This is a genomic window from Pseudomonas sp. GW823-FHT06B06 (genome assembly GCF_058795195.1).
Genome location: NZ_JBXAHO010000010.1, coordinates 180,605 through 202,028, shown reverse-complemented (window position 1 = coordinate 202,028; position 21,424 = coordinate 180,605). Strand labels below are relative to the sequence as shown.

Genomic DNA, 21,424 nt, shown 5'->3' with positions numbered 1-21,424 from the left:
CCAGGTCGTGATCCAAAAAAGTCACGCTGAGGCCAAGCGGGAGATGGAAGCAGCAGCGGGGCAGCGCGCATGATCTACCTCTATCTCGCGCTTTTACTGGTGCCGGCCGGCGCGATTTTTGTCTGGGGTAAGCTGGTGTCACAGTTTTCGGTAAAGACGTGGATCGTCTATCGGAACACTGGAATCATCGGCGGGCCTGTACATGAAATGGCGCACGCGATTGCATGCCTGCTCTTCGGCCTGCGAATCAGGAAGCTTGCTCTATTCGCACCGGATGCAATCACTGGGCAGCTGGGCTACGTCGAGTTTTCCTACAGCCCGTTTTCTCTGCGCAACTCGATTGGTCTCCTTGTTCAGGGCATAGCGCCCTTGTTGGCCGGGGGCGCAATCGCCGTTATCTCCCTTGGCACATCATACGATCAGAGCCTTCCCGACCAGGGATTGGTGCCGTTGGTTGTCTGGATCGGCGCTGTGGCCACCGGTTCTGTTACCGCGATCGTCGACTTGGGTACTGGCTCATTGCAGGGGTTTGCTCTGGCGTTACTCGTCCTGGTTATCTCGATGCACGCCATCCCAAGCACAGCCGATACCGCCCTGGGTCTCAAGGGATTCGCGATCATCGCGGTCGCTTTCGGCGGATTAATTTTCTTGCTCCAGATGATCCCATTCCAAGGAGAAGGCGTAGCAATGGCGTTCATCATCAAGGCAGCGGATCTGGGGACGCGCTATCTCGAGATCGGCATGTGGCATGCACTCAACGGCGCGGTGACGGTGGTGACCCTATCTGTAGTAGCGAGCTTAGTGCTGATCCTGCTCCCAGCGTTTTTCTTCCATCTAAAATCCTTCTGGGATGGAGCCCGTGGCCATGTTTGAGCACTTATGGTGCATGCAATCGCGGGTGCATTAGGCCCGAGCAATTCACGAAGTCAAGGAAATTATATGCCCAAGTTTCTTAACACCAGCGCTACCAATTACTACCTGGAGGAGCTGATCAAGAACGCCAAAGAGCGGCTGATCCTGATCAGCCCGTTCCTCAAAATCAATGATCGCATCCGCGAGCTGCTGGAAGACAAAAACCGCATGAAGATTGACGTGCGGATCGTCTACGGCAAGAGCGAGCTCAACCCTCAGGAAATTAACTGGCTCAAGGCCCTGACCTTCGTTCGCACGAGCTTCTGCAAGAATTTGCATGCCAAGTGCTACCTCAACGAAGAAGTGGCCATCATCACGAGCCTCAACCTCTACGAGTTCAGCCAGGTCAATAACAACGAGATGGGCATCCTGCTGACCCGGGAGGCTGACTCGGAGTGCTACCGCGATGCCTACGACGAGGCTCAGCGTATTGTCCGTGTAAGCGATGAGGTGCGTATTGCAATGGAAATGGTCGTCAAGGTCGAAGGCGGTGGCGCTGCTGCTCAGGCAGCATCGGCATCGACCGATGAGGCTGATGGTGGTTCAGGCGCTATGGCCAAGCTCACCTCTGCAAAGTTGGCTGCAAAAATGGGCATCAAGACGAAAGACCTGATGGATCGGCTTGTTGCGGGGGGATACCTCGAGCTTCGAGATACCATGCATTACCTGACAGACCTTGGTAAATCCGCAGGTGGCGAGTTCCGGAAGGGGCCTGGCGGTTTTTACTTTTTATGGCCGTTTGATTTTGATTTTTGACGCTTGTGTCGAGGCCCGACCGGCACGGAAAGCAAGCCTGAATGCCATGGAATTCCTCACCTGATGTGAGCCGGCCCAGAAGCACGATAAGCGAGCCGCCCAAGGCTGACTAAGGGCGGCTTTTCTTTCTCCTCCGGGCCTGCTTGACCGCAAATTTGCGTGATCCCAGAGGGTTGCAGGCATCCCTGTAAATAGGCATCATGGCCCTACCGAAAGGTGCGTAAGCTGCGCGCTATTGCAGCTCAAGAACCCTCACAGTCCCGATCGGGGCTGTTCAAGTAAGCATAAGTCCGTCTGACCTATGCTACCCCCCAGAATCAACCATCCACGCATGAGCGTAGATGTTTGTCCGTGCCTGGCACGGGTCGTTAGCTGCGACTCTAATCAGCTTAAAAACCTACCCATGCGGGGAAACCCGTATGGGATTTCTCCGCTCTGAAAACTGGAGTTGAGAATATGAGCAATACCAACGAAGTCGTTAATCTGACCAAGTTTAAAACTACCCGTGAACTCGAAGCCTTCGGGGTTCGTAATCTTACGAGTTGGAAGGAATTTCAGGAGATTCGTAATCTCCTTTTCTTCCCGGTGTTGCCGACCAAGGAAAGTGTTGCAAAGCGCGTTGAGCGTCTTGCCGAAATTGCCCTTGCTGAAGCAAAAAAATCTGGCACAACTACCGTTCTGGTCAGTTGCCCGCCATGGATGATGCATTCGCTGTGTGCCGAGCTGGTTTATCACGGGCTCACACCAGTCGTAAGCTTCACCAAAAAAACCAGTGAAGACAGCCTGTCTGTGATTGATCTGGTAGTTGCTGCGTAAACCTGCACAAAATAAACCGCCCACTGGGGGAGTCTTCCCCTATGGGGATTCTCCTTTTCTTGGGCAACTGCTTTCGAGAACGGAGAATATAAAATGCAATTCAATGCAAAAGTTGAGATGAAAGAGTTCGGCTTCAATACCAACGCGCAAGCGCCAGGTTTTGCAGAAGGACACCAGTGGATGCATCACGTCGCGCCGAAGAAGAAGTATTTTTTCCGCGAGATGCTGGTCAAGCCGTTCATGAGTTGGCTCTACGCTCCGTTTGGGGATAGCTGCATGCTCCTCGGCCCAACTGGATCGGGTAAGTCTTCGCTCGTAGAGCAAGTCACTGCCCATCTTAATTGGCCCTGCATCACCGTTTCGGCACATAGTCGGATGGAAATGCCGGAGCTTACTGGTTACAACCTGCCTGTCACTGATCCGGTGAGCGGCGACCTGAACACGAAGTTTGTGGATGGGCCGCTGACCCAAGCAATGCGTAATGGGTTTGTGTTCGTGCTCGATGAGTACGACACGCTTGATCCGGCAGTAACTGTAGGTCTGCACGCTGTCATGGAGGGGAGACCCTTGGTGATTGCGGAAAACAATGGTGAGGTTGTGAAGCCTCATGCCAACTTCCGGTTTGTCGCTTGCGGCAATACGGCGGGACAGGGTGATGCATCGGGAGTACATGCTGGCACCATGCAGCAGAACCTGGCATCGCTGGATCGCTTCCGAGTGTTTGAGGTTCCGTACCTTGAGGCTGATAACGAAGTAGCAACTTTGATATCTGCTTTGCCAATGCTTCCGGAAGAGATGGCGAAAAACATGGTGAAGGTTGCGAACTCCATTCGTAATCAACATCAAGGGTTAGGTGGTAATTACCTAAGCGTCACGATGTCCACTCGGACATTGCTTCGCTGGGGGCGTATCTCTTGTGGATACACTCACCAGGGCGCGGCTAATCCGCTTCAACTTTCGCTGGATGAATCGCTGCTCAATCGCTGCGATTTAGTTCAGAAGACAGCAATTCGTAAGATCGCCCAGAGTGTCTTTGGTGGCGATTGGAAAGTTGCTGTGTAAAAACCCTAAGGGGGAATCTCCCCCACCGGGCGCGATTCCCCCTTTTTCATGCATGTGAGAAAGGAGAATCGTGAAATGTCCATTCAACAGAATGAGATCAAAATCCTAGACCAACTACTGCTGGTCGATCTTTCCGGCATCCATCTGTGGACTGCTCGGAAAAAGCTTAAACCTGAAATGCTGGAGGGGAAGATTCCTCCTGCTATTTTGGCTTCACTCGGCTCGATGCGTGTAATCGACCCGGAGAAGCTGAAACCGTTTGAGAAGATCAAGCGGCAGGCTACAAAGGTGGTGGAAGAGTGTGGTGTGCGGTTCCTGGGTGGCTATGCAGTTTCCCAAGACAAGATCCAAGAGGTTGTTGACCGACTGGAGGCGCTCAAATCGCAATTCTACGACTTGAAAAACAACTTTCTCCCTAACTACGAACGCTGGATCACTGAGTGGATCGACAAGGGCTGGGAGAAGCAAGAATGGCGTGATGCTATCCGCACCTCGGTGACACCGAAGGCGCAGGTAGATGCAGGGATGCATTTTGGGTACGCGGCATGCCGTGTTTCCCCTGATGGCGACAAGCACCTCTCTAACACGCTGGGTACGCAGGTTCGTGGTTTGTCAGATCAGCTGTACGCTGAGACGGCAGATACAGCCGAGCGCTTGCTTGAAACAGGCTTGGCCACTCGTGGCCATGTCACACAAACGACGCTGAACACTGTTCGGAAGATCAACGCCAAGCTTCGCGGCCTGATGTTCCTGTCCAGTGAGGTCAAAGCCCTAACCGAACACATTGAGGAAGTCCTTGCGGCTCTCCCCAAGTCCGGGGTGGTTAATGGCTCTCAGTACAACAGTGTTGTAGCCCTTGTGTCGGCCCTCTCTGATGAGGACTCGATCAAGCGGCTGATCAAAAACCTGAACATAGCTAACGGTCATGAAGATGCATCGATGGCCTTCGTTCCAGCATTGCCTTCAGTTGAAACCGAGGCCCCGGCCAGTGTTGAAACAGAGGCTCCTACAGCAGTTGAGATCGAGGCTACGGCCGAGACTGTCACTGCTGTTGCTGTACCTGATGCTGAAGTACCCGCGGATGCCGTAACGATGGTCGAGGAAGAGCTGAGCGCAAGCGTAGCTAATCCGAGTTGTCACGACAGCATCAACGAAGTACCAGCAAAACCCGAGGTTGTTGAACCAGCTGAATCCGTTCCAGTGGAGCAGTCTGAAGAACCCCTCGTAATCAATCCGTCCGAACCCGATATGCCCTTCGGCACCTTCTGGTTCTGACATCACAAACAAACCCCGCGTGGGAGTAACCCTCCTCGCGGGGTTACTCCTTTTCGCGGTGGCGAGAAAGGAGATAAACGATGAGCAATCAATCCCTGGTCGGCACTCTTCCGATCTATGCACAGCACCTTGCCGAGCTAACTGGCGTCAAAGTGCATGTTGAGGGTATCCAGGCTAAGACAGATGGAAAAAACGTATTTGTCCCCTTCACCGAGGACGATCTGCCGCTGTCCTTCGGGTACATCGCACATGAATGCTCCCATGTCCGCAACACAGACATGGGCTGCTTTCGCGACTCAAGCCCGACACCCTTCCGCAAGAATCTGCTGAACATTCTTGAGGACATCCGCATTGAACGATTGAGCATGGATCAGTACCCAGGTACTGAGTCGGACATCCGCTACCTGAACCGCAAGGTTCTGCTTGAGCCGTTCCGGCCTGAGCAGGTGGATGACTGCCCGGCGCTTCATGTGATTCACAACGGAATTCTCTACGGCGGTTACTGGCTACTCCAGGAACCGCAGCTTGAGGTTCCAGCAAAAGCCTACCTGGCCCGTATGGAGACCCTTCTTGGGGCTGACCTTACGGATCAGATCCTGACCCTGGTGAAGAACACCCTGACGTGCGAGAGCACAACAGATGTTCTCGCTCTGGTGGACGCGATTATCGACCTGCTGCCTTCGCAAGAGGATGAGCAGGAAGATGAGCAACCGCAGCCCGAGCAAGGCTCGGAGGGTGCTCCTCAGGACTCGCAAGAGTCGGGTGGAGGCGATCAGCAGCAGGAGCAGAAGCAAGACGGTGGTGCGGGTGCAGGTGATGAAGGCAAAGAGGAGGGGCAACCCGAATCCAAGCAGGAAACATCTGATGGAGGCCAGTCCGGCTCCGAGCCGCAAGACCAATCCCAACCAAGTAGCGGCAGCAATGCCGGCGACGATGGCCAAGAAACCTCGCAGTCCAGCAATGGCAGCGGCAAACCTTCCCCAGAAGCCAGCAACCTGCGCGAGCAGGCCAAGGATGCAACCGAAGCCGACCTGAAAGGGTTGATCTCGGAAGTTGGCGACAAGGCGGGTGAGTTGCTAGGCCGTAAGGCAGTGCGCGACGGTAATCCGCTCCGACCATTCTCTCTGGATGGGAGGGGGAGGAACCGATCCGATCAAGCGAGCGTCCGCCGTGTGCAATTGGGCATCGAGCAATCGGCCGGTCTGCGACAGTGCCTTAATGGGCTGTTACAGGCGCAGGTTGATTGCCGTGTTCGGCTGAAGCGGCAGGGCAAGCGGATCGACACTGGCCGTATCGCCATGATGAAGGGCGGCGAAACGAGGGTGTTTAGAAGTAAGTCTCGAGCAGAGCGTCAGTCTGCATCGATCCAGATTCTTCTCGACAAGTCGGGGAGTATGAAATCTGCGATGGATCAGGCCGAAGCCGCAGTCTATGCGGTTCTAAGCGCGCTGGAGGGACTTCCGCTGGTGACAACCGGCGCGATGTCGTTTCCCAACAAGGCGAACGATGGCGTTGAGCGCTGCGCACTGATCAAGAGCCCGAAAGAGCGATTGATCAGGGCGGTAAGCGAAGGTGGCTTTGGTGCGATGTCGGAGGGCGGTACGCCTCTTGCGCAAGCACTGTGGCCGGCTGCTGTTGAAGTTCTTCGTGCGAAGGGCGAGAAGAAGATTCTTTTCGTCATAACGGATGGGGAACCGAACGCAGGTACTACTCATGCAGCGAAAGAGTTTATTCAGCGGTGTGAGGTCAGCGGTATCGAAGTGATTGGACTTGGTTTCGGAAGTGCCAATGAGCACATCCTGAAAGCATTGTTCAGCCAATACCGTGCTGTTGGGGAGGTTGCGAATCTCAAGAACTCGCTCTTTGAGCTTGTTCGCGAAGCATTAGCCGCCTGACAAATAACCATTCAACCCACTAGGGGCTTTCCCTAGTGGGAGGCCTCTGTCGGTTTGAGGAGGTCTGAAATGGAAAATACTGCGACTGCGTTGCCCTTGCTGGATCTGTTTGGGGAACAAGTAATTATTCAGCGCCGCTCGTTTGAGCGGAGACCACGGAGAAAGGCAAGCCATGCGCGAGTCTTTCAACTTGGATTTCTCGACATTCTGGAAATGTCAGACGCTGAGTTGGAAGCCCTGCGGACACGAGACGAAATCACCGATGATTACGTTGAGTGGATGCGGGAATACCTGCTGAAAATCACTCTGAGGCAGATCATTCATCCTCAGGTCAGTGAGCAGAATTGGCGCGAAGCAATGGATTGGGTACTTTCGGACGAAGTTCATCGGTAATCCTCCCATTTTTAGTACTCACCAGAAGTAGAGGTCAGGCCGCGAGGGCCAACTTCTGTTTGGGGGTGATGCCTCCCAGGGCCATATTTGGTCGCTCATGATTGTATGTCCAGATCCATCGTGTGGCGTGTTCTTGCACCTCAGCGATGGACTCGAACAGGTAATGCCCCAGCCAGTCGTAACGTACCGTGCGGTTATAGCGTTCGACGTAGGCATTCTGCTGGGGATTGCCGGGTTGGATATGCTCTAGGCGGATGCCATGCTTCTCTGCCCACAGCACAAGCTTGCTGCTGATGTATTCCGGGCCGTTGTCACTGCGAATCGACCGGGGTTTACCACGCCATTCGATCACCTGATCCAGCGCACGCACCACCCGCTCTGCCGGCAGTGATAGGTCTATATCCATGGCCAGGGCTTCGCGGTTGAAGTCGTCGATCAGGTTAAACAGGCGAAAGCTGCGACCGTCTGCCAGTTGGTCATGCATGAAGTCCATCGACCAACAGTGATTGATCGCCTCCGGCACAGCCAGAGGCTCGGGCTTCTCACGCACGATGCGTTTGCGCGGCTTGATTCGCAGGTTCAGCTCCAGCTCGCGATAAATCCGGTACACCCGCTTGTGATTCCAGCGGTGGCCTTTCACGTTGCGCAAATACAGGAAGCACAGGCCGAAACCCCAGTTGCGCTGGTTGTGCGTAAGCCGGATCAGGTGGTCGGCGATCTCGGCATTTTCCGAGGACAACCGTGGCTGGTAGCGATAGCAGGTGACGCTAACCCCGAAGACCTGGCATGCCAGCTTGATGCTAGCTCGACCAGAGCGAACTGCACGCTGCGCCATCTCTCGCCGCCGAGATGGCTTCACCACTTTTTTGCCATCGCTTCCTGGATGATCTCGGCCTTCAGGCGCTCTTCGGCGTACATCTTCTTAAGGCGACGGTTCTCATCCTCCAGTTCGCGCAGCCGGGCCATCAATGAAGCGTCCATGCCACCGAACTTGGCGCGCCACTTGTAGAAGGTTGCCGAACTGATGCCATGCTCGCGGCAAAGCTCAGGGACTGGGCTGCCGGCTTCGGCCTGCTTGAGGATAGCGATGATCTGGCTGTCCGAAAAACGCGATGTCTTCACGCAAAATTTCCTTGATCCGATTAGGAGAAAATTCTACTTCTGACGAGTACTGATTTCAGGGGGGATTACCCATCCGTTTAGCTTCCGAGTCTGTTGTGAAGCAATGATGTGCGACTTCGAAGATGTTCGCGCTACCACATTGAAAATCGCAGCCAAAGAACTGTTTAAGTAAATAGAAGCCCGATAGGGGGGAAAGCCCCTACGGGCTTTCTCCCTTTCTGCGTTTCGTAGAAATGGAGAATCAGATGAATGCTTATAAGGATGCCCAGGCCGGCGAAGCCAGGACGTTCGTTACTCGTAACGATCAGGTGGTCAAGCTAGTTGAAAGGCTGCTGAAACGCGCTGCCGGCGTTCTCGTCGAGAAGGTTTGCCGCAAGGCTATGACGGAAGGCGAGCTTCAGGTTGTAAAGCAGGCGGTTGAGCGTGGCGAGCTGTACAAGGTTTTCAGCCTTGTTCGTCCAGCTGCTGACCAGATGCGACGTGTGGACAGCACGAACATTTACTGGGACTGGATTGACGCATTCGGGAGCTATTCGGACGCAGTTGGCTCTTGCTGGCCATACATGAGCCAGGAGCGAAGAGCGTACGCTCTGCTGCACGCTGAAGAGCTGGCCAACGCAATCTGCAAATAACCCTACCGGGGAACCCCGGCGGGGTTCTCCATGAAAATGGAGATGAAAATGCACCGGTTTGTTGAAGAAAAGATGGCAAAAGTCGCGCCTGTTCCATGCGACTTCATCCTTGGCGATACCGTGACGGTGACAAATGGATACGGAGTCGAAATCCAGGGAAAGAAAATCCTGGGATTCGTCCGAGAGATCGATCCTGAGTTTCGTCCCGAAGCTTTCATTTTTCTGGACTGGGATTGCTACTGGTTCCCGGTATCACCGGATAAATTGAAGCTCGAAAGCAGATATTCAGGACTCTAAAAAACACAACCCAAGGGGGAGAAATCCCCCGCGGGGCTTCTCCCTGCATGGATGTATGGAGAAGTCGATGAACGCGATCCTCGAAGCTGCTCGTTTGCAAGGCCAGGCCTCGATAAGCCGTAAGGCTTGGGTAACCAAAGGGGGCACAAAGGTTCACCTATGGGAGCTGTCATCAGGGGGCGTCATCCTCCTGAAGCACTCGCGGGGAGAAGGTTTTTTCCAGCCGATAAAGCTGGAGGAGCCAATGGAGATGGTTGTTGACCGTTTCCGGAATAAATGCGGCCACAAGGTGTTCTCACCTAATGGGCTATGAGTGTGAAAGGGTGGCCTTCGGGTCACCCTTTTTTTTGGTTCGCCATCTTGTTAAAGGGCATCGGTTTGGTATCATCGCAGGCATAGAGCGGGCCTCAGGTCGAGCTCTCAAGAACCCCTCCAGCACAGAGCCCTCTGTGCTTAGAACTTAGCGCCATGCATGAGCATGTCCGCCAAGGCCTGAAACGTGTATGCGTTCAGGCAGTGTTCTCATCATGTATGTGATGAGTCACAAAAAGCAGAGCCACGCTTTCAAACCGGCTTAAAAATAGCACTCAAATTATCGACATCCAGGCAACTGGATATTGGTTTTTCTGCGTGCATAAAAAACCCGCAGCGGGGAGATTACTTCCCGCCAGGGTGGTTCTCCGTCTGCATCTTTTGCTAACGGAGAACACCATGAAAACTCTCATCGTCCTTACCGCTCTTGTTGTTGGTGGCATTCAACTTGGCTTCAAGGCGTTCGATGCAGGCGTTGAAACTGCTCAGCAGTCTCACACCGCAGAAATGATCAAGGCACGTCACGCGCTTTGATTCAATAAGGCTCTTGGCAAAAAGCTTTCGGTTTTACTGGAAGTCTTTGCTTCGTAAGAGGTCGTCCCGATGTTTCATGTAAACGCAATTGACGCTGTTCGCAGCGCATCATCGTTGGCAGAAAAATCGAACTTTGCCTATGCGATTTATTCGCAGGCAAATGGCTTTATTGTTGTTCTTCTAACTCAGCCGAACGGCTCGGAGTTGGAAATAATTAAACCCTGACGGGGAATCCCGTTGGGACTCCTCGTCTTTTTGAGGAGTAAAAAAGATGTACAAGAAAATACTATTCGACTGGATTAAGGCTTCACTTATGGGCGTTGGCTGTAGCTTGTTGGCAGCCGCTTTTGTTTCCATCGTTACACCAGGAACGCATCCGCTTGTCGTATCGTTCTGTCTGGTGCTTGGCGTGGTAATGATGATCGCCGATTTGGTGGTATCCTTGATTACAGCGATGAGCAATCCGAAAGGAGAATGAAATGGACTCGATGCAGATGCTTGTTTACGCAATCGTAGGCGTTGTCGGTGCTTTGGCCCTAACCGGCGTGATCGGTTATGTGGTCGCTGACCGTCTCGACAAGAAGCACGGCACGAACATCAAGGCCCACTGAGCCTTCCCTCAGGGGTTGGCCCAGTGAACGGATTCAAGTCTAGCTTCGGCTAGACCGCTGCGTGGTCACCCTCCGTGGGTGATCCACCAGAGCCCTTCCGTGTGAAGGGCTCTGGGGATCACCCACACCTGGAGAGTTGAACATGACCGCAGCAAACGCACTATTCTGCCAAGAACTCAAAGAACTGATGGTCGAGTCTGGACGGGTGTTCAAAGTCCCCGAGCAGATCGCCAGAACTGTTTCGTCCTCCGATCCGGATACCCGGTTCGTTAAATCATGGGCGGTGATTCATCGCTTGATCCCGAGTGATGGCCAGGTCTTAGTAGTGCCTGAGGCATGATCAAAAACACAGCGAGCCCCGGCCGGTGACCCCACCAGCCGGGGCTTTGCTTTTTCAGGCGATTTTGTTGCCTGAAACCGCGCCATCATTTCTCACCCTTCCCCTAGCATCGAAGCATCCCCATTTTTGGACATGCGATCGATGCGACAACCACTCAAAACAACGCTGAGACGGCTGGTCAACGTGACCGTGATCGGCCTGTATCTCAACAGCATGACCTTCACAGCCTGGGCCGACGCTGTGACAGCAGGATCTGCGGCCGGTCAATCGGTAGGCCAGCAGGCACTTCAGGTATTCGATGGTGGGGACGCCTCCGTCACGCTTCAGGATCTTTTCCCTGAAACTGGAGACACTGCCTCGCTCGAGAACGTCTACGGCGACGATGTGAAGACGATCGATCTCGGGTTGCGAGCAAATACCCGCCTCCAATCGGAATCGTCCTCTGAGGGAGAGGCATACCGAACCCTGATCGACAGCGGCAACCGCATGTCGGTAGATCTCTCCAACGACCCTATGCTCAATCAGGCTGATCAAGTTCGTTCCCCTGACTTCATGGATGGGTTTAAGCAGAACTTCGCGGACTGCACCTCTACCGAAGTTTTTGAGAACGTGACGAAAAACGCCCATGTTGCCAATTACAAAACATGTGAGCGCGTCGTGGATCAAGGCGGAAACGTTGAGTTCCTGCATGACTACAAGGTAGGTGTAATCGAATACGTTTCCGGGCAGCCAAACTTTCAGTCGTGCGGACCAGGTTGCTTGTACATCTGGGTCGGCACGGTAGGAGACAACTACTGGAGCGGGAACTGCAAAATCTATGAGGAGTACACCCGATTCCGCGTGATAGCCAAGGACGCCATTATTTCAGCTACCGTCGACAGAGCTGTTTTCGACGATTATTTCCAAATCCTTTTCAATGACGAAATGCTTTGGACGCACACACCTGGTGTCTTCCCGCCGGAAACAGCTGGAAGCTGCGAACGCGGAACAAGCTGGAACGTAGCTCCGAACAAGGTGATCACTGACAAGTTCGGCAGCGATGATGACGTGATCACGTTCAAAACCCGCACCTCGGTTACCGGTGGTGGTGAGGGTTACGCCCGCATCAAGATCATCTATGACCCGGCAAAGGCGTTCGTTGATAAAGGCTGGGGCCCAGAAGAGCGCCTGCCAATGTTCGACATGATCAAGGATGGGTTCTGCACCAACGCACAGATGTCGTGCACCTCTATGCCGGCAGTTGATGCTAACGGGTGTACCGAAACCAATGGCGTTCAGATCTGCCGTTCTGACATGCCACCATCCCCGCACCCGAGCATTGATCCTCTTTGCAAGAAGGCCCAGGTAAGCGCCGAGTGCTCCTACTACAAGGGGAATATGGATTGCTACACGGACGCCCAGGGTGTGCAGCGGTGCCCCTCAAATGATGGCGGTAACCTGAATACCTGCACCCAATACGAGCAGAATCCCAGCTGTGGTTTTATCTCTCAAGGCTGTATTGATGGCGCAAAAGGCGAGACAGGCTCGTGCTATGCCTTCGAGGAGGTCTGGGACTGCGGTTATGACACCAGCTACGAAACCATCGTGAACACTGGGGCACAAATCGAATGCCCTGGTGGGGCGCGCTGTATGGGCAGTGAGTGTTTCGACTCGTCGAACACGAAAAGCGGCGATTTTGCCTATGCGGTGGCCATGCTTCAGGTTGCTCAGTTTGCTGAGCACGACTTGGACTGCGGTGGTGATGGTACCGATATCAACCAGGCCAATGACTGCAAGGTGTTCAAAGGCGAGGCTATGGAGTGCAAGAAGGCGCTGGGTGGCTACGTCGACTGCTGTGAAGCCCCAGAAAGCGTGTCCATCTTCGACTATGTGAATCTGACGATGAATACACTGAAGATGACCAGCTCGCTCGAGGCATTGAGCAGGACAGGAAATCTCTTTGCTCCGGGGTACTGGGCTGCGGGTACTGAAGCGGCGATGTCTGTTGGCTCCTCGGTTATCAAGGGCCAGTGGGGCACCATTGTGGATAGCGCCACTGCTGCGTTCCAGAAGGGCTTTGAGGGCGCGGTACAGGAAACCCTGATGAGCGAACTTCAGCAATGGCTCATGCAGCAGGCTTATGACGCGATGGTTGAGATGGGGGCGACGGCTGCGGCCGACGCGGTATTTGCCACCGGAGCAGATGGCGCGGTTACCGGTCTGGGGTCGCAAGCTGCGATGGTTGTGAACATCATCGGCTGGGTGTACATGGTTTACGTGATCGTGGATCTGCTGATCAACATCATCTGGGAATGCGAACAGAAGGAATTCGAGCTGGGTGCAAAAAAAGAAACGCGGCAATGCCACTTCGTTGGCAGCTATTGCGCATCCGAAGCTCTTGGCTCTTGCGTCGAAAAACGAGAAGCCTATTGCTGCTTCGGCTCGGTTGTGGCCCGGATCATTCAAGAGTCAGCCCGTGAGCAACTGGGTTTGGGATGGGGTGACGTGAAGTCACCTACGTGCGAAGGAATTACGCCAGCTCAGATGGCGCAAATGGATTGGTCCCGTGTGGATCTGTCTGAGTGGATCGGTATGCTGAATCTTGCAGGGCGGCTGCCAACCGCGAACACCGTATCGCTTGAGGACGTGACAGGAAGTGGAAGTAGACTTCAGATAACGCAGGGTGAGACGCGGCTCAACACGCTAGACCGGAACTTGCAGAGGCTAGAGGGTTTCGATGTTGACGCGGTGAAGAGAAAAGCTGAGGAAGATATGAGATAAAAAGAAGCCCCGCCAAGTGCGGGGCTTCTTGTATTAATGGCGGCGTTTGCTATTTCCCAATGAAATACATCGCCTGGCCTTTATTGATGATGCGCGCGGGTACAGAGTTCTTTCGCAGCTTCTGGCCTGGGTGATACATGTAGAACCACTCCGGCAGAATTTCGGAAATTTTAGTCATGGCTTCCAAGGTCGTTATGTCGTTCTTTATTCCATCAACTGTGTACTGCTCATTGAGAATGAAGATTGGCCCATATGCCTCGGCGGCATTAATAAAGCTCGGTGGGGGCGTGGCTCTGTCGGCAAATTGCACGGGAGTTTCTTTCACGAAAGCTGCGGGACTATCGTAGGCCTTCCCGTGACCTGACGGATACTTACCTACCAGCGATTTGAGTTTTGAGCGGTTATGAGGAAAGGCTTTGACTCGCGCCTCCTCAATTAGCTTCAAGACCAGGGCAGACGCTTCTTCGGGCGATTTTGCCAGCGTGCTGGGTACCCAAGCGGCAGTCTGGTAGGTGCGAGCTGGATCGCTCGAGCCGCCGAGGAGGAAGAGGCCTACCCCTAGGCCAAGAGCTGCATTGCTGCTGACACCAGGAGGAGGCGACGCATAGCCGCCTGCGGCAACAGCAGCGTCCGCCACACTCGAGCCTCCTGTACTAGGAGTCGCCGTGGTCGGGTCGGATACAACGAATTCTCGGGGAACATCACGCTGACCAGAAATGTTCATGGCAGTCAGAACGTGCATCGCATCAGACCATTTTTCCTTCGGCACATTCTGCGGGTCAGGCAGTTGTACGGTGGGTGCCTTCGGCGAGGAAGAGCACCCGACCAGGAGAGCAATAGCTGCGGCGAGAAGCCCGGTGCGAATCGTTATACTGCGGTTCTTCATGGTGAAACTCCTTTTTTCGATAGCCATAGGTTACCGTCTTCGGCGGCGATCCCAAGCGAAGTCGAACGACCGACTATGTGATCAGGGTGTTTTTTCGTTCTGGATGCGCTGGTAGATCTCTTCGCGGTAGATCTTCACCTCTTTCGGCGCTTCAAACGCCAACCTGACCGTACCGTTCGCAGCCTTTGTGACGATCACCTGTATGTCGTTGCCGAGCCGAATCGACTCCCCTACCTTGCGCTCAATGTGCAGCATTACTGCCTCCTCAGGCTTCAGCCGTGTTCTGGCTGGCCTCATACTTCTCCAGGATCTTCAGCAACGATTCCGCCGCCTTCGAGTCAAGCCGCAACTCATGCTGCGCATCGCCCCCGGACTTGAGTTGATCGCGCAGGCTTCCTGTAAGGCCGCTCAGTGCGCTGAACGCACTCATGGCTTCCTTGGGTGTCACCTTGAACTTGCCAAGCGCCTTGTTGGCGTCTGAGCCCGTTGCGCGGGTACGACCGGAGGCCTTTGCTCCTTCGATCATCCCCAGCAGCTTTGGATATGGGTCTTGCCCAGTTCCTCGCAGCTCCACCAGAACATCAATGACAGGCGACGCTTTAATTGCGCCGTCGCGAACGAGCTGTTTGACGTTCTCCTCGGCGTTGGCGAGAAGCAGCAGTCGCTCAACATGAGTGACGCTCCTGTTCATGCGATCGGCGATTTGGGCTGGAATCCAGTTTTGCCCGGCCAGGCGCTTGTAGCCTTCTCCTCGCTCCAGCGGCAGCAGCTCTTTGCCTTCGCTGGTCTTGATCATCATCACAACAGCGTCGGACTGATTTCCTTTGAACTCGTTGACCATCAGGCCTGGAAGATTTGCACCGCGCCCATCTGCGATGCGAGCGCCAGTGAGGCGATGGTGGCCTTCTCGGATCACGAGGCGAGGGTTGCCGTCGATGATCTTCAGTTCTGCGACGACTGGAGGCACATACAGGCCCTGCTCATAAGACTTGGCGAAGCCTTCGGCATGGTCAGGATCGATGGGCCTCAGATTGAAGCCTTCTTCAATTGCAAACCAGTCAAGCGGTGCAATGTAGATGTTGTTGCGAATCATCTGTTCGTCGCGTGGAACACCAGTTTTCTTCAGGTGTTCGTCCAACTGGCGAAACGATGCAATGCGTGGTAGATCGTTCATGGCGTATCTCCCTGATACGTTTATTGAGGTGTGCTCAGTACATCACTGCTCTGGAATATCCCAAGCACAAGAAAAACCCCGCCGGAGCGGGGTTGGAGTCATCGACTCGTAGGAGGTGAATCCGGGAAGTGACCAAGCCGCTCCTCAAATACGAGCCGGCTATGACCACAATCCCAGAGAGAGAACATCAGCCCTGTGCTCATGTCAGCGGCGATAAAATCCTCTCCGTTTGGAATGAGGGTGTATCCGTTGGCTGAGATGAGATCGAAAACCTCATCCCAGCTACTGGCCCTGCGTAGCGCACGGAAAAGGCCCACCCGACCTTCTAGCTGCTGGGTCATGGCGTCACGAGCGCCCCAAAGCGCACGAGTGCCGCCGGCGTCTAGCCGGTCGGCCCATTCATCCAGCCTATTGAGCACCGATCTCATTGGCCGCGCCCTCAGCAGGGGTATCCAGCTTGTCCTGGTTGGGAGCCTCGTCGCGCATTTTGACCAGCTGCTGCATGGTTTGGAGTAGCACCTGCGTGCTTTGGGCACCCTTCACCAGCAGTTTGTTGCCTGTCAGGTTGTCGACTACGACCGTTGCTGGCGTGCCGGTGACACCCATGTTCGTGCCTTTCTTCACCTGGCCTTCGATCAAGGCCCGGTACTTGCCGCTTTCCATGCACTGACGATAGGCATCAAGGGGAGCACCAACCTCCTGCGCAAGACGCTCTACGTCCTCGACACCTTGGCCATTGAGTTGAGTGCGAGCGAACCATTCGCCAGTAAAGGCCCAGAAGGCTTTGTTGCCGGCAACCTCGCCCACGCACTCAGAGGCGTGAGCTGCCACTTCCGCTGCGGGGTTGTGGAAGGCCAGGGGGTAATGCTGCCATTCCCAGTTAATGCGCCCTTCGGACTTGTCAGCCATCTGCTTTGGCGTGTCATGGAAGCGCTTGCAATAAGGGCATTCCAGGTCAACGAACTCGACCAAGGTGAACTGGGCGTCCTTGCTGCCGTAGATGTGCCGACCTTCAATGGTGGTGTCAGCTGCGCCGCTCCACTTCGAGAGGATTTTCGCTTTCGCTGCGTTGATCTTCTCAACTTCACGATCCTTCAGGGTTTTGTCGACCGCGCCTGGCAACTGCTCCACAAGGGCATTTTGTACCGCGATGTCGGTGTAGCTCTGACCCATGTGGACGGAGACACCGATAGCAACGGCAGAGGTCACGATGGAAACGCCAATGGCTGTAGCGAGAGTGGGATTGAATTTAGGCATGACTGATCACTTATAGGAGGGGGAAAAAGACGGTTTCAGGTGAAGAGGGACATCCTTCGGGGTGCCTTCGACGAGAATGACCCACTCCTCGTAGCTCAACCGTTGAGCCCCTTTGCAGAGCTTGTTCCGGACGGCAATGTAGTCATCGACCGAACCGGCCGCTTTGGCCAAGGTGACGATGCGCTCGCTTGCCGCGGGTTGGCCAAGAGCAAAGGCCTGCGCCACATTTGCAGAGTCAGCACAGTTGGCCTGGAACATGGATGAGGGGACTGCAACGCTATCGTTCGTTGTAAGGCGTGCTTGCAGCTCTGGGTGAAGCTTCCCGGCCGGGGTCTCGAGAACATCGAGGCTGCCAAGAACGGGTTGATAGGTGGGTTTTCGCAATGCTGCACCGCCTCGGCCCGTATGCCCCCAACTGGTGTGGTATTCGCGCATGTCGGGCTCGTAGCTTGCTACCTCGAATGGCGTGCCTGAGGCAGGTGGTTCTGGCTTGTTGGCACAACCCGCTGTGAGCGCCAAGCCAATGGCCAGGCCTAGCGGCAGGAGAGATTTAAGGTGGTGCATGGTTGATCCTCTGAGGCTGGTAAGGATCATTTTCCTCTGTACAGAAAAGGAGATGGCCCGTTTTCAGGACGAAAAAGCGACTGAAAAAACGCCGACAAAAAACCCGCTTGCCATTGGATTCTGCTTGTTGCAGACTTCCTATCACGTCGAGTAGCTCGGCGTTATAAATCCGGATTGCATGCCTTGCAGTCCATCTAGCAGGCCCAGCGCCTCATGGTTGAATCTCAACCATCATGAATTCCCAGATTAAGTCAGCCCACATGTGTGGACTGATTTAGTCATGCGCTTCGTCGCATGGTCGGCTTGTTGGCCGTCTCAAAAGTACAACCAAAAACCCATGAAAAACCAAACCCCAACGGGGCTGCTATTGCCCCCGTATTGGGGTAATGCCGCCCCGTAGTTCTATCTAAATGGAGAAATACTATGGCTCGCGGCGTAAATAAAGTGATCTTGGTTGGCACCTGTGGTCAAGATCCAGAAACTCGCTACTTACCGAACGGTAATGCAGTAACCAATCTCAGCCTTGCAACAAGTGAGCAGTGGACTGACAAGCAAACGGGACAGAAAGTCGAAAAGACCGAATGGCACCGTGTTTCTTTGTTTGGGAAAGTCGCTGAAATCGCTGGTGAGTATCTGCGGAAAGGATCGCAGGTATACATCGAAGGTAAGCTTCAAACACGAGAGTGGGAAAAAGACGGTATCAAACGGTACACCACCGAAATTATCGTCGACATGCAGGGCAGAATGCAGCTCCTGGGTGGTAGGCCAGAGCGCGACAACTCTCAAGGGCAACCCCGTGAGCAGCGTCCGCAACAGCAACAACAACGTCCTAGTCAGTCACCACGCGATCCTGCTCCACAGCATGATCCGCATTATGACAGCTTCGACGACGACATCCCTTTTGCCCCAATTAGCCGTTTGCTTCTAAACATCATCTAATCAGGCAGAAGTCAGTCAAGAATTAACGCACCTTCGGGTGCGTTTTCTTTTTAGAAAGGAAAATGAAATGAGCGATAACTTCCAAAACGCAGTTGCAATTATTGCGAAGCAAGAAGAAAAGTTCATCAAGCTAGTGGAGTCGTCGAAGACTGACGTGATGTTCAAAAATGAGCTGCTGTTTGCATCGCAGGCCATGATGAACAACGACTATCTGTGCAAGTGCGCTACGACTAACCCGCTAAGCCTTAGAAATGCCTTTAGCCAGGTTGCGGCTTACGGATTGACTCTTAATCAATCCCGACAGCTCGCGTACTTGGTGCCCCGAGACGGGCAGGTGGTTTTGGACGTGTCCTGGAGGGGCATGGTCAAGGTCGCTGTGAACGACGGTGCGATCCGTGATTGCATCGTTGAATTGGTCTACTCGAAAGACAAATTCGAGTACAGAGGGAAGCGACAAAGCCCGACCCACACGTTCAACCCTTTCGACAAGAAGGCTGATCGTGGGGAGTTTGTAGGTTGCTACGTCGAAGCTCTTCTGCCTGATGGCCGCGTTCACGTTGAGGCGGTTACCGCTGATGAAATCAATGCTGCTCGCGATGCTTCAGAGCTGTGGAAACGCAAGAAGAAAGGCCCTTGGGTCGACTTCGAAGATTCCATGCGCAAGAAGTCGGCCATCAAGATTGCAAGGAAATACTGGCCTCAGACCGGCTCAAAGCTGGACGGAGTGATTCAGTACCTCAATACAGACGCTGGGGAAGGGTTCTCTTCCAACGATGTACCAGTTGAAGTTGTTGAGCGATATATGGGCGCTGCTGATGTGGTGGAAACTGAGCCGTTGCCGACCTCTAACCAGGTTAATCAGCAGCCAGAACCCACCGTAGACCCCGAACAGGCCGCTAAACCAGAGGTTGCAGATCCTGCCCCGGCAGACGATGTGATTGAAGGTGAAGTTGTCCGTGATGGAAGCCAAGTTCCGCCACCTGCTGATTTACCTGCAAAGGTGATCAAGAAGGTTGCGGAAGTTGTTCGGCGTGCTCGTGATGCCAATAGTTGGGAGCCGGCGTTCGAGTACGTTTCGACGTGGCCTGTAGACGCTCGGGATTACGCTGTAACCCAGTTGAAATCTGCGCAGTACGTTGCTCAGTCGCAAGGCGAGTGACGCAAAAAAACGCTTTGGGGGGCCTTGTTGCATAGGGCGCTTCGAACTGACCACAACCCTGCGGGGCTTTCCCGTAAGGGGAGTGCTCCGTCAGTTCAAAAGGAATCAATCAGATGGCTGACTTGATCGTCTTCATCCTGACCCTGCTGCTGCCGTAAGGCATCTGCAAAAAACTCCCTGACGGGGCATATCGCCCCCAGGGGCGCATTGCCCTCGTCGTTTTTTGAGAAAGGAAAACGATATGGCAACTGCACAACCGAAAGTCACCGTACAGCTCATGCATGACACCGACGCAGAAAACCCGCGCAAGTGGGACAACCTTGCAATGATGGTCTGCGCTCATCGCCGCTACATTCTGGGTGATGAGGATGGAGCTACTGAGGCGCTTGACCTGATCTACGAGCACCTGTCCGAAAGGCAGCTCAACGAGATGGGCTTCGACTCAACTCATGTACCTGACATCCAACAAGCTCTCAAAATGACAGGCAAGGCGATCATTCTGCCGCTGTATCTCTACGATCACAGCGGCATCACGATGAGAACCAAGCCGTTCGCCTGCCCCTGGGACAGTGGGCAAGTGGGCTTTATTTTCGTGAGCAAGGCGAAAGTGTGTGCTGAGCAGGGCTGGAAACGGCTGAACAAGTCACGCACCGAAAAAGTAACCGCCATGCTGGTTGGGGAGGTCGAGGTTTATGACCAGTACCTAACCGGCGATGTGTGGGGCTTCAAGGTGATTGAAGACGGCGAGGAGACAGATAGCTGCTGGGGTTTCTATGGCAGCGATCCGCTTTCTAACGGCGTAGTAGAGCATCTTGCAGGCCAAGCAAAGCAGCTGGTTGAAGCTGGGCAATACCAGCGAATCAACTGAGTAATCGCTATCCCTGAGGGGCACCGCCCCTCAGGGAAGGTGCCTCTTTTTCAGGGCTAAAAATCTGAGAAGGAGATACACCATGCGGACTTACATCCTATCGATGACCATCCTGCATACACAGCAGAAGGCTACCTTCCGTTGTGAAGCAACCACCTTCGGCGAAGCGATCGACAAAGCAGAGAAGGCCCATCCGGGTTTTTTTGCCGTTCTGACCCACTCCCTTCCAGGAGAGCAGAACAATGCGACCGTCAACCGTTGAGGGGCTGAAGGACTCCCTTGCTAGCTGGGGGGAGATGAAAGAAGAGGGTGGTGCGTTCGCGGAATACGCTGACGAAATGATCGAGCAATTTCAGGTGAAGCTCATTCTCCTGGAGTACCTGCTTTGTCAGTTCACTATCCACGGACTTGGCTTGACGCTGAAGCATCGGAGCCGGGATGCCTGGGGTGTTCTTATCCCAGACGCATCTCAGCAAGGGCGCTTTCGGTGGCAGGCGTTTCAACGTGATGGCTTCACCGGCCATTGCACGCATGACACGCCGGAGCTGTGCATTGGCGACATGCTTGACGATGGATACGCACTTCTAGATATGGGGGCGCTTGATCGATTGTCGGGTACCGCTGAATGGCAGCGCGGCATGGAGATCGTCGCAGTGATTCAGGCTTGCAATGCAGGTCAGTTGAGCTTCGAGGATGCCATGCGCAAGCGAGAAGAAATCTACTCCCGCTACGCGAAGGTTGCGTAATCGTGAGCATCACTGGAACACCAGAGAAAGAATATCCCCCAGGGGGCGAAAGCCCTCTGGGGTTTCGCCTTTCCGGGGGTGCCACTTGGGTTTTCGAGCCAGGGTGGTGAACTT

The 21,424-nt window shown here is 54.2% G+C and carries 26 protein-coding genes; 20 read left to right on the top strand and 6 right to left on the bottom strand.

Annotated elements, in window-relative coordinates:
• The first annotated feature begins 69 nt into the window (after positions 1–69).
• The 7 genes from AC1Q8Q_RS12120 (at position 70) to AC1Q8Q_RS12090 (ending at position 7,109) form a co-directional block, all read left to right on the top strand.
• Positions 70–873 carry a hypothetical protein gene (locus tag AC1Q8Q_RS12120; RefSeq protein ID WP_028622353.1) on the top strand — a complete coding sequence of 268 codons (804 nt, stop codon included), beginning with the start codon at positions 70–72 and terminating at the stop codon, positions 871–873.
• 66 nt (positions 874–939) lie between these two features.
• Positions 940–1,668 (top strand): phospholipase D family protein, encoded by a 729-nt coding sequence (locus tag AC1Q8Q_RS12115; RefSeq protein ID WP_028622352.1) that lies wholly within the window; start codon positions 940–942, stop codon positions 1,666–1,668.
• Positions 1,669–2,124: 456 nt separating this feature from the next.
• Positions 2,125–2,484 carry a hypothetical protein gene (locus AC1Q8Q_RS12110; RefSeq protein ID WP_023049098.1) on the top strand — a complete coding sequence of 120 codons (360 nt, stop codon included), beginning with the start codon at positions 2,125–2,127 and terminating at the stop codon, positions 2,482–2,484.
• Between the two features lie 93 nt (positions 2,485–2,577).
• Positions 2,578–3,546, top strand: a complete 969-nt coding sequence (locus AC1Q8Q_RS12105) for an AAA family ATPase (RefSeq protein WP_023049099.1) — start codon at positions 2,578–2,580, stop codon at positions 3,544–3,546.
• A 75-nt stretch (positions 3,547–3,621) separates the two neighbouring features.
• A complete protein-coding gene (locus AC1Q8Q_RS12100; RefSeq protein WP_033962538.1) occupies positions 3,622–4,821 on the top strand; it encodes a DUF3150 domain-containing protein in 1,200 nt (399 codons plus the stop codon).
• A gap of 80 nt (positions 4,822–4,901) precedes the next feature.
• Entirely contained in the window at positions 4,902–6,716 is a 1,815-nt protein-coding gene (locus AC1Q8Q_RS12095) for a nitric oxide reductase activation protein NorD (protein ID WP_023049101.1), read from the top strand.
• 69 nt (positions 6,717–6,785) lie between these two features.
• Positions 6,786–7,109 (top strand): hypothetical protein, encoded by a 324-nt coding sequence (locus tag AC1Q8Q_RS12090; protein WP_173677896.1) that lies wholly within the window; start codon positions 6,786–6,788, stop codon positions 7,107–7,109.
• Positions 7,110–7,143: 34 nt separating this feature from the next.
• On the opposite strand, the gene AC1Q8Q_RS12085 is transcribed toward AC1Q8Q_RS12090, so the two are convergent.
• A protein-coding gene (locus tag AC1Q8Q_RS12085; protein ID WP_102669258.1) for an IS3 family transposase occupies positions 7,144–8,231 on the bottom strand; the annotation gives its coding sequence in 2 pieces (ribosomal slippage) (positions 7,144–7,979 and positions 7,979–8,231; 1,089 coding nt in all).
• 245 nt (positions 8,232–8,476) lie between these two features.
• Here AC1Q8Q_RS12085 and AC1Q8Q_RS12080 point away from each other — a divergent pair.
• The 8 genes from AC1Q8Q_RS12080 to traN all read left to right on the top strand — a co-directional run bounded on the left by AC1Q8Q_RS12080 (position 8,477) and on the right by traN (position 13,717).
• Positions 8,477–8,863 (top strand): hypothetical protein, encoded by a 387-nt coding sequence (locus tag AC1Q8Q_RS12080; protein ID WP_023049102.1) that lies wholly within the window; start codon positions 8,477–8,479, stop codon positions 8,861–8,863.
• 48 nt (positions 8,864–8,911) lie between these two features.
• Positions 8,912–9,160 (top strand): hypothetical protein, encoded by a 249-nt coding sequence (locus tag AC1Q8Q_RS12075; protein WP_060763786.1) that lies wholly within the window; start codon positions 8,912–8,914, stop codon positions 9,158–9,160.
• A 67-nt stretch (positions 9,161–9,227) separates the two neighbouring features.
• Positions 9,228–9,473, top strand: a complete 246-nt coding sequence (locus AC1Q8Q_RS12070) for a hypothetical protein (RefSeq protein WP_013100879.1) — start codon at positions 9,228–9,230, stop codon at positions 9,471–9,473.
• A gap of 398 nt (positions 9,474–9,871) precedes the next feature.
• Positions 9,872–10,006 (top strand): hypothetical protein, encoded by a 135-nt coding sequence (locus tag AC1Q8Q_RS12065; protein ID WP_013100880.1) that lies wholly within the window; start codon positions 9,872–9,874, stop codon positions 10,004–10,006.
• A 271-nt stretch (positions 10,007–10,277) separates the two neighbouring features.
• Positions 10,278–10,484: a hypothetical protein gene (locus tag AC1Q8Q_RS12060; protein WP_011077965.1), complete on the top strand. Its 207-nt coding sequence runs from the start codon at positions 10,278–10,280 to the stop codon at positions 10,482–10,484.
• 1 nt (position 10,485) lies between these two features.
• On the top strand, positions 10,486–10,617 hold the full coding sequence (locus tag AC1Q8Q_RS12055; protein ID WP_255311629.1) for a hypothetical protein: 132 nt from the start codon (positions 10,486–10,488) through the stop codon (positions 10,615–10,617).
• A 142-nt stretch (positions 10,618–10,759) separates the two neighbouring features.
• The gene (locus AC1Q8Q_RS12050) at positions 10,760–10,957 is read left to right on the top strand and encodes a hypothetical protein (RefSeq protein ID WP_013100883.1); all 198 of its coding nucleotides are present in this window, start codon (positions 10,760–10,762) and stop codon (positions 10,955–10,957) included.
• Between the two features lie 141 nt (positions 10,958–11,098).
• Positions 11,099–13,717 (top strand): conjugal transfer mating pair stabilization protein TraN, encoded by a 2,619-nt coding sequence (traN, locus tag AC1Q8Q_RS12045; protein WP_102685500.1) that lies wholly within the window; start codon positions 11,099–11,101, stop codon positions 13,715–13,717.
• A gap of 49 nt (positions 13,718–13,766) precedes the next feature.
• On the opposite strand, the gene AC1Q8Q_RS12040 is transcribed toward traN, so the two are convergent.
• The 5 genes from AC1Q8Q_RS12040 to AC1Q8Q_RS12020 all read right to left on the bottom strand — a co-directional run bounded on the left by AC1Q8Q_RS12040 (position 13,767) and on the right by AC1Q8Q_RS12020 (position 17,598).
• Positions 13,767–14,603 (bottom strand): hypothetical protein, encoded by an 837-nt coding sequence (locus tag AC1Q8Q_RS12040; protein WP_102685501.1) that lies wholly within the window; start codon positions 14,601–14,603, stop codon positions 13,767–13,769.
• Positions 14,604–14,684: 81 nt separating this feature from the next.
• Positions 14,685–14,858 (bottom strand): carbon storage regulator CsrA, encoded by a 174-nt coding sequence (csrA, locus tag AC1Q8Q_RS12035; protein ID WP_102685502.1) that lies wholly within the window; start codon positions 14,856–14,858, stop codon positions 14,685–14,687.
• Between the two features lie 10 nt (positions 14,859–14,868).
• Positions 14,869–15,777, bottom strand: coding sequence for a ParB/RepB/Spo0J family partition protein (locus tag AC1Q8Q_RS12030; RefSeq protein WP_102685503.1), 909 nt, complete (start codon positions 15,775–15,777; stop codon positions 14,869–14,871).
• A 408-nt stretch (positions 15,778–16,185) separates the two neighbouring features.
• The gene (locus AC1Q8Q_RS12025; RefSeq protein WP_084342119.1) at positions 16,186–17,034 is read right to left on the bottom strand and encodes a DsbA family protein; all 849 of its coding nucleotides are present in this window, start codon (positions 17,032–17,034) and stop codon (positions 16,186–16,188) included.
• A 6-nt stretch (positions 17,035–17,040) separates the two neighbouring features.
• Positions 17,041–17,598: a hypothetical protein gene (locus tag AC1Q8Q_RS12020; protein ID WP_492615070.1), complete on the bottom strand. Its 558-nt coding sequence runs from the start codon at positions 17,596–17,598 to the stop codon at positions 17,041–17,043.
• Between the two features lie 423 nt (positions 17,599–18,021).
• On the opposite strand from AC1Q8Q_RS12020, the gene AC1Q8Q_RS12015 reads away from it, so the two are divergent.
• The 5 genes from AC1Q8Q_RS12015 (at position 18,022) to AC1Q8Q_RS11995 (ending at position 21,310) form a co-directional block, all read left to right on the top strand.
• Entirely contained in the window at positions 18,022–18,537 is a 516-nt protein-coding gene (locus AC1Q8Q_RS12015; RefSeq protein ID WP_013100890.1) for a single-stranded DNA-binding protein, read from the top strand.
• Positions 18,538–18,604: 67 nt separating this feature from the next.
• Complete coding sequence (locus tag AC1Q8Q_RS12010; RefSeq protein WP_013100891.1) at positions 18,605–19,696, top strand: RecT family recombinase; 1,092 nt, start codon at positions 18,605–18,607, stop codon at positions 19,694–19,696.
• A 241-nt stretch (positions 19,697–19,937) separates the two neighbouring features.
• A complete protein-coding gene (locus tag AC1Q8Q_RS12005; RefSeq protein ID WP_013100892.1) occupies positions 19,938–20,564 on the top strand; it encodes a hypothetical protein in 627 nt (208 codons plus the stop codon).
• A gap of 82 nt (positions 20,565–20,646) precedes the next feature.
• Positions 20,647–20,826, top strand: a complete 180-nt coding sequence (locus AC1Q8Q_RS12000) for a ubiquitin family protein (protein ID WP_033040792.1) — start codon at positions 20,647–20,649, stop codon at positions 20,824–20,826.
• On the top strand, positions 20,807–21,310 hold the full coding sequence (locus AC1Q8Q_RS11995) for a hypothetical protein (RefSeq protein WP_013100893.1): 504 nt from the start codon (positions 20,807–20,809) through the stop codon (positions 21,308–21,310). The genes AC1Q8Q_RS12000 and AC1Q8Q_RS11995 overlap by 20 nt, the downstream gene beginning before the upstream one ends.
• Positions 21,311–21,424 lie beyond the last annotated feature (114 nt).

Bases quoted from the DNA above. Each gene is read 5' to 3' on its own strand.
- AC1Q8Q_RS12090 (WP_173677896.1), top strand. From the start codon at position 6,786: ATGGAAAATACTGCGACTGCGTTGCCCTTGCTGGATCTGTTTGGGGAA.
- AC1Q8Q_RS12080 (WP_023049102.1), top strand. From the start codon at position 8,477: ATGAATGCTTATAAGGATGCCCAGGCCGGCGAAGCCAGGACGTTCGTT.
- AC1Q8Q_RS12005 (WP_013100892.1), top strand. From the start codon at position 19,938: ATGGCAACTGCACAACCGAAAGTCACCGTACAGCTCATGCATGACACC.
- AC1Q8Q_RS12095 (WP_023049101.1), top strand. From the start codon at position 4,902: ATGAGCAATCAATCCCTGGTCGGCACTCTTCCGATCTATGCACAGCAC.
- AC1Q8Q_RS11995 (WP_013100893.1), top strand. From the start codon at position 20,807: ATGCGACCGTCAACCGTTGAGGGGCTGAAGGACTCCCTTGCTAGCTGG.
- AC1Q8Q_RS12100 (WP_033962538.1), top strand. From the start codon at position 3,622: ATGTCCATTCAACAGAATGAGATCAAAATCCTAGACCAACTACTGCTG.
- csrA (WP_102685502.1), bottom strand. From the start codon at position 14,858: ATGCTGCACATTGAGCGCAAGGTAGGGGAGTCGATTCGGCTCGGCAAC.
- traN (WP_102685500.1), top strand. From the start codon at position 11,099: ATGCGACAACCACTCAAAACAACGCTGAGACGGCTGGTCAACGTGACC.
- AC1Q8Q_RS12075 (WP_060763786.1), top strand. From the start codon at position 8,912: ATGCACCGGTTTGTTGAAGAAAAGATGGCAAAAGTCGCGCCTGTTCCA.
- AC1Q8Q_RS12020 (WP_492615070.1), bottom strand. From the start codon at position 17,598: ATGCACCACCTTAAATCTCTCCTGCCGCTAGGCCTGGCCATTGGCTTG.
- AC1Q8Q_RS12055 (WP_255311629.1), top strand. From the start codon at position 10,486: ATGGACTCGATGCAGATGCTTGTTTACGCAATCGTAGGCGTTGTCGGT.
- AC1Q8Q_RS12105 (WP_023049099.1), top strand. From the start codon at position 2,578: ATGCAATTCAATGCAAAAGTTGAGATGAAAGAGTTCGGCTTCAATACC.
- AC1Q8Q_RS12115 (WP_028622352.1), top strand. From the start codon at position 940: ATGCCCAAGTTTCTTAACACCAGCGCTACCAATTACTACCTGGAGGAG.
- AC1Q8Q_RS12060 (WP_011077965.1), top strand. From the start codon at position 10,278: ATGTACAAGAAAATACTATTCGACTGGATTAAGGCTTCACTTATGGGC.
- AC1Q8Q_RS12065 (WP_013100880.1), top strand. From the start codon at position 9,872: ATGAAAACTCTCATCGTCCTTACCGCTCTTGTTGTTGGTGGCATTCAA.
- AC1Q8Q_RS12120 (WP_028622353.1), top strand. From the start codon at position 70: ATGATCTACCTCTATCTCGCGCTTTTACTGGTGCCGGCCGGCGCGATT.
- AC1Q8Q_RS12000 (WP_033040792.1), top strand. From the start codon at position 20,647: ATGCGGACTTACATCCTATCGATGACCATCCTGCATACACAGCAGAAG.
- AC1Q8Q_RS12070 (WP_013100879.1), top strand. From the start codon at position 9,228: ATGAACGCGATCCTCGAAGCTGCTCGTTTGCAAGGCCAGGCCTCGATA.
- AC1Q8Q_RS12030 (WP_102685503.1), bottom strand. From the start codon at position 15,777: ATGAACGATCTACCACGCATTGCATCGTTTCGCCAGTTGGACGAACAC.
- AC1Q8Q_RS12010 (WP_013100891.1), top strand. From the start codon at position 18,605: ATGAGCGATAACTTCCAAAACGCAGTTGCAATTATTGCGAAGCAAGAA.
- AC1Q8Q_RS12025 (WP_084342119.1), bottom strand. From the start codon at position 17,034: ATGCCTAAATTCAATCCCACTCTCGCTACAGCCATTGGCGTTTCCATC.
- AC1Q8Q_RS12015 (WP_013100890.1), top strand. From the start codon at position 18,022: ATGGCTCGCGGCGTAAATAAAGTGATCTTGGTTGGCACCTGTGGTCAA.
- AC1Q8Q_RS12040 (WP_102685501.1), bottom strand. From the start codon at position 14,603: ATGAAGAACCGCAGTATAACGATTCGCACCGGGCTTCTCGCCGCAGCT.
- AC1Q8Q_RS12050 (WP_013100883.1), top strand. From the start codon at position 10,760: ATGACCGCAGCAAACGCACTATTCTGCCAAGAACTCAAAGAACTGATG.
- AC1Q8Q_RS12110 (WP_023049098.1), top strand. From the start codon at position 2,125: ATGAGCAATACCAACGAAGTCGTTAATCTGACCAAGTTTAAAACTACC.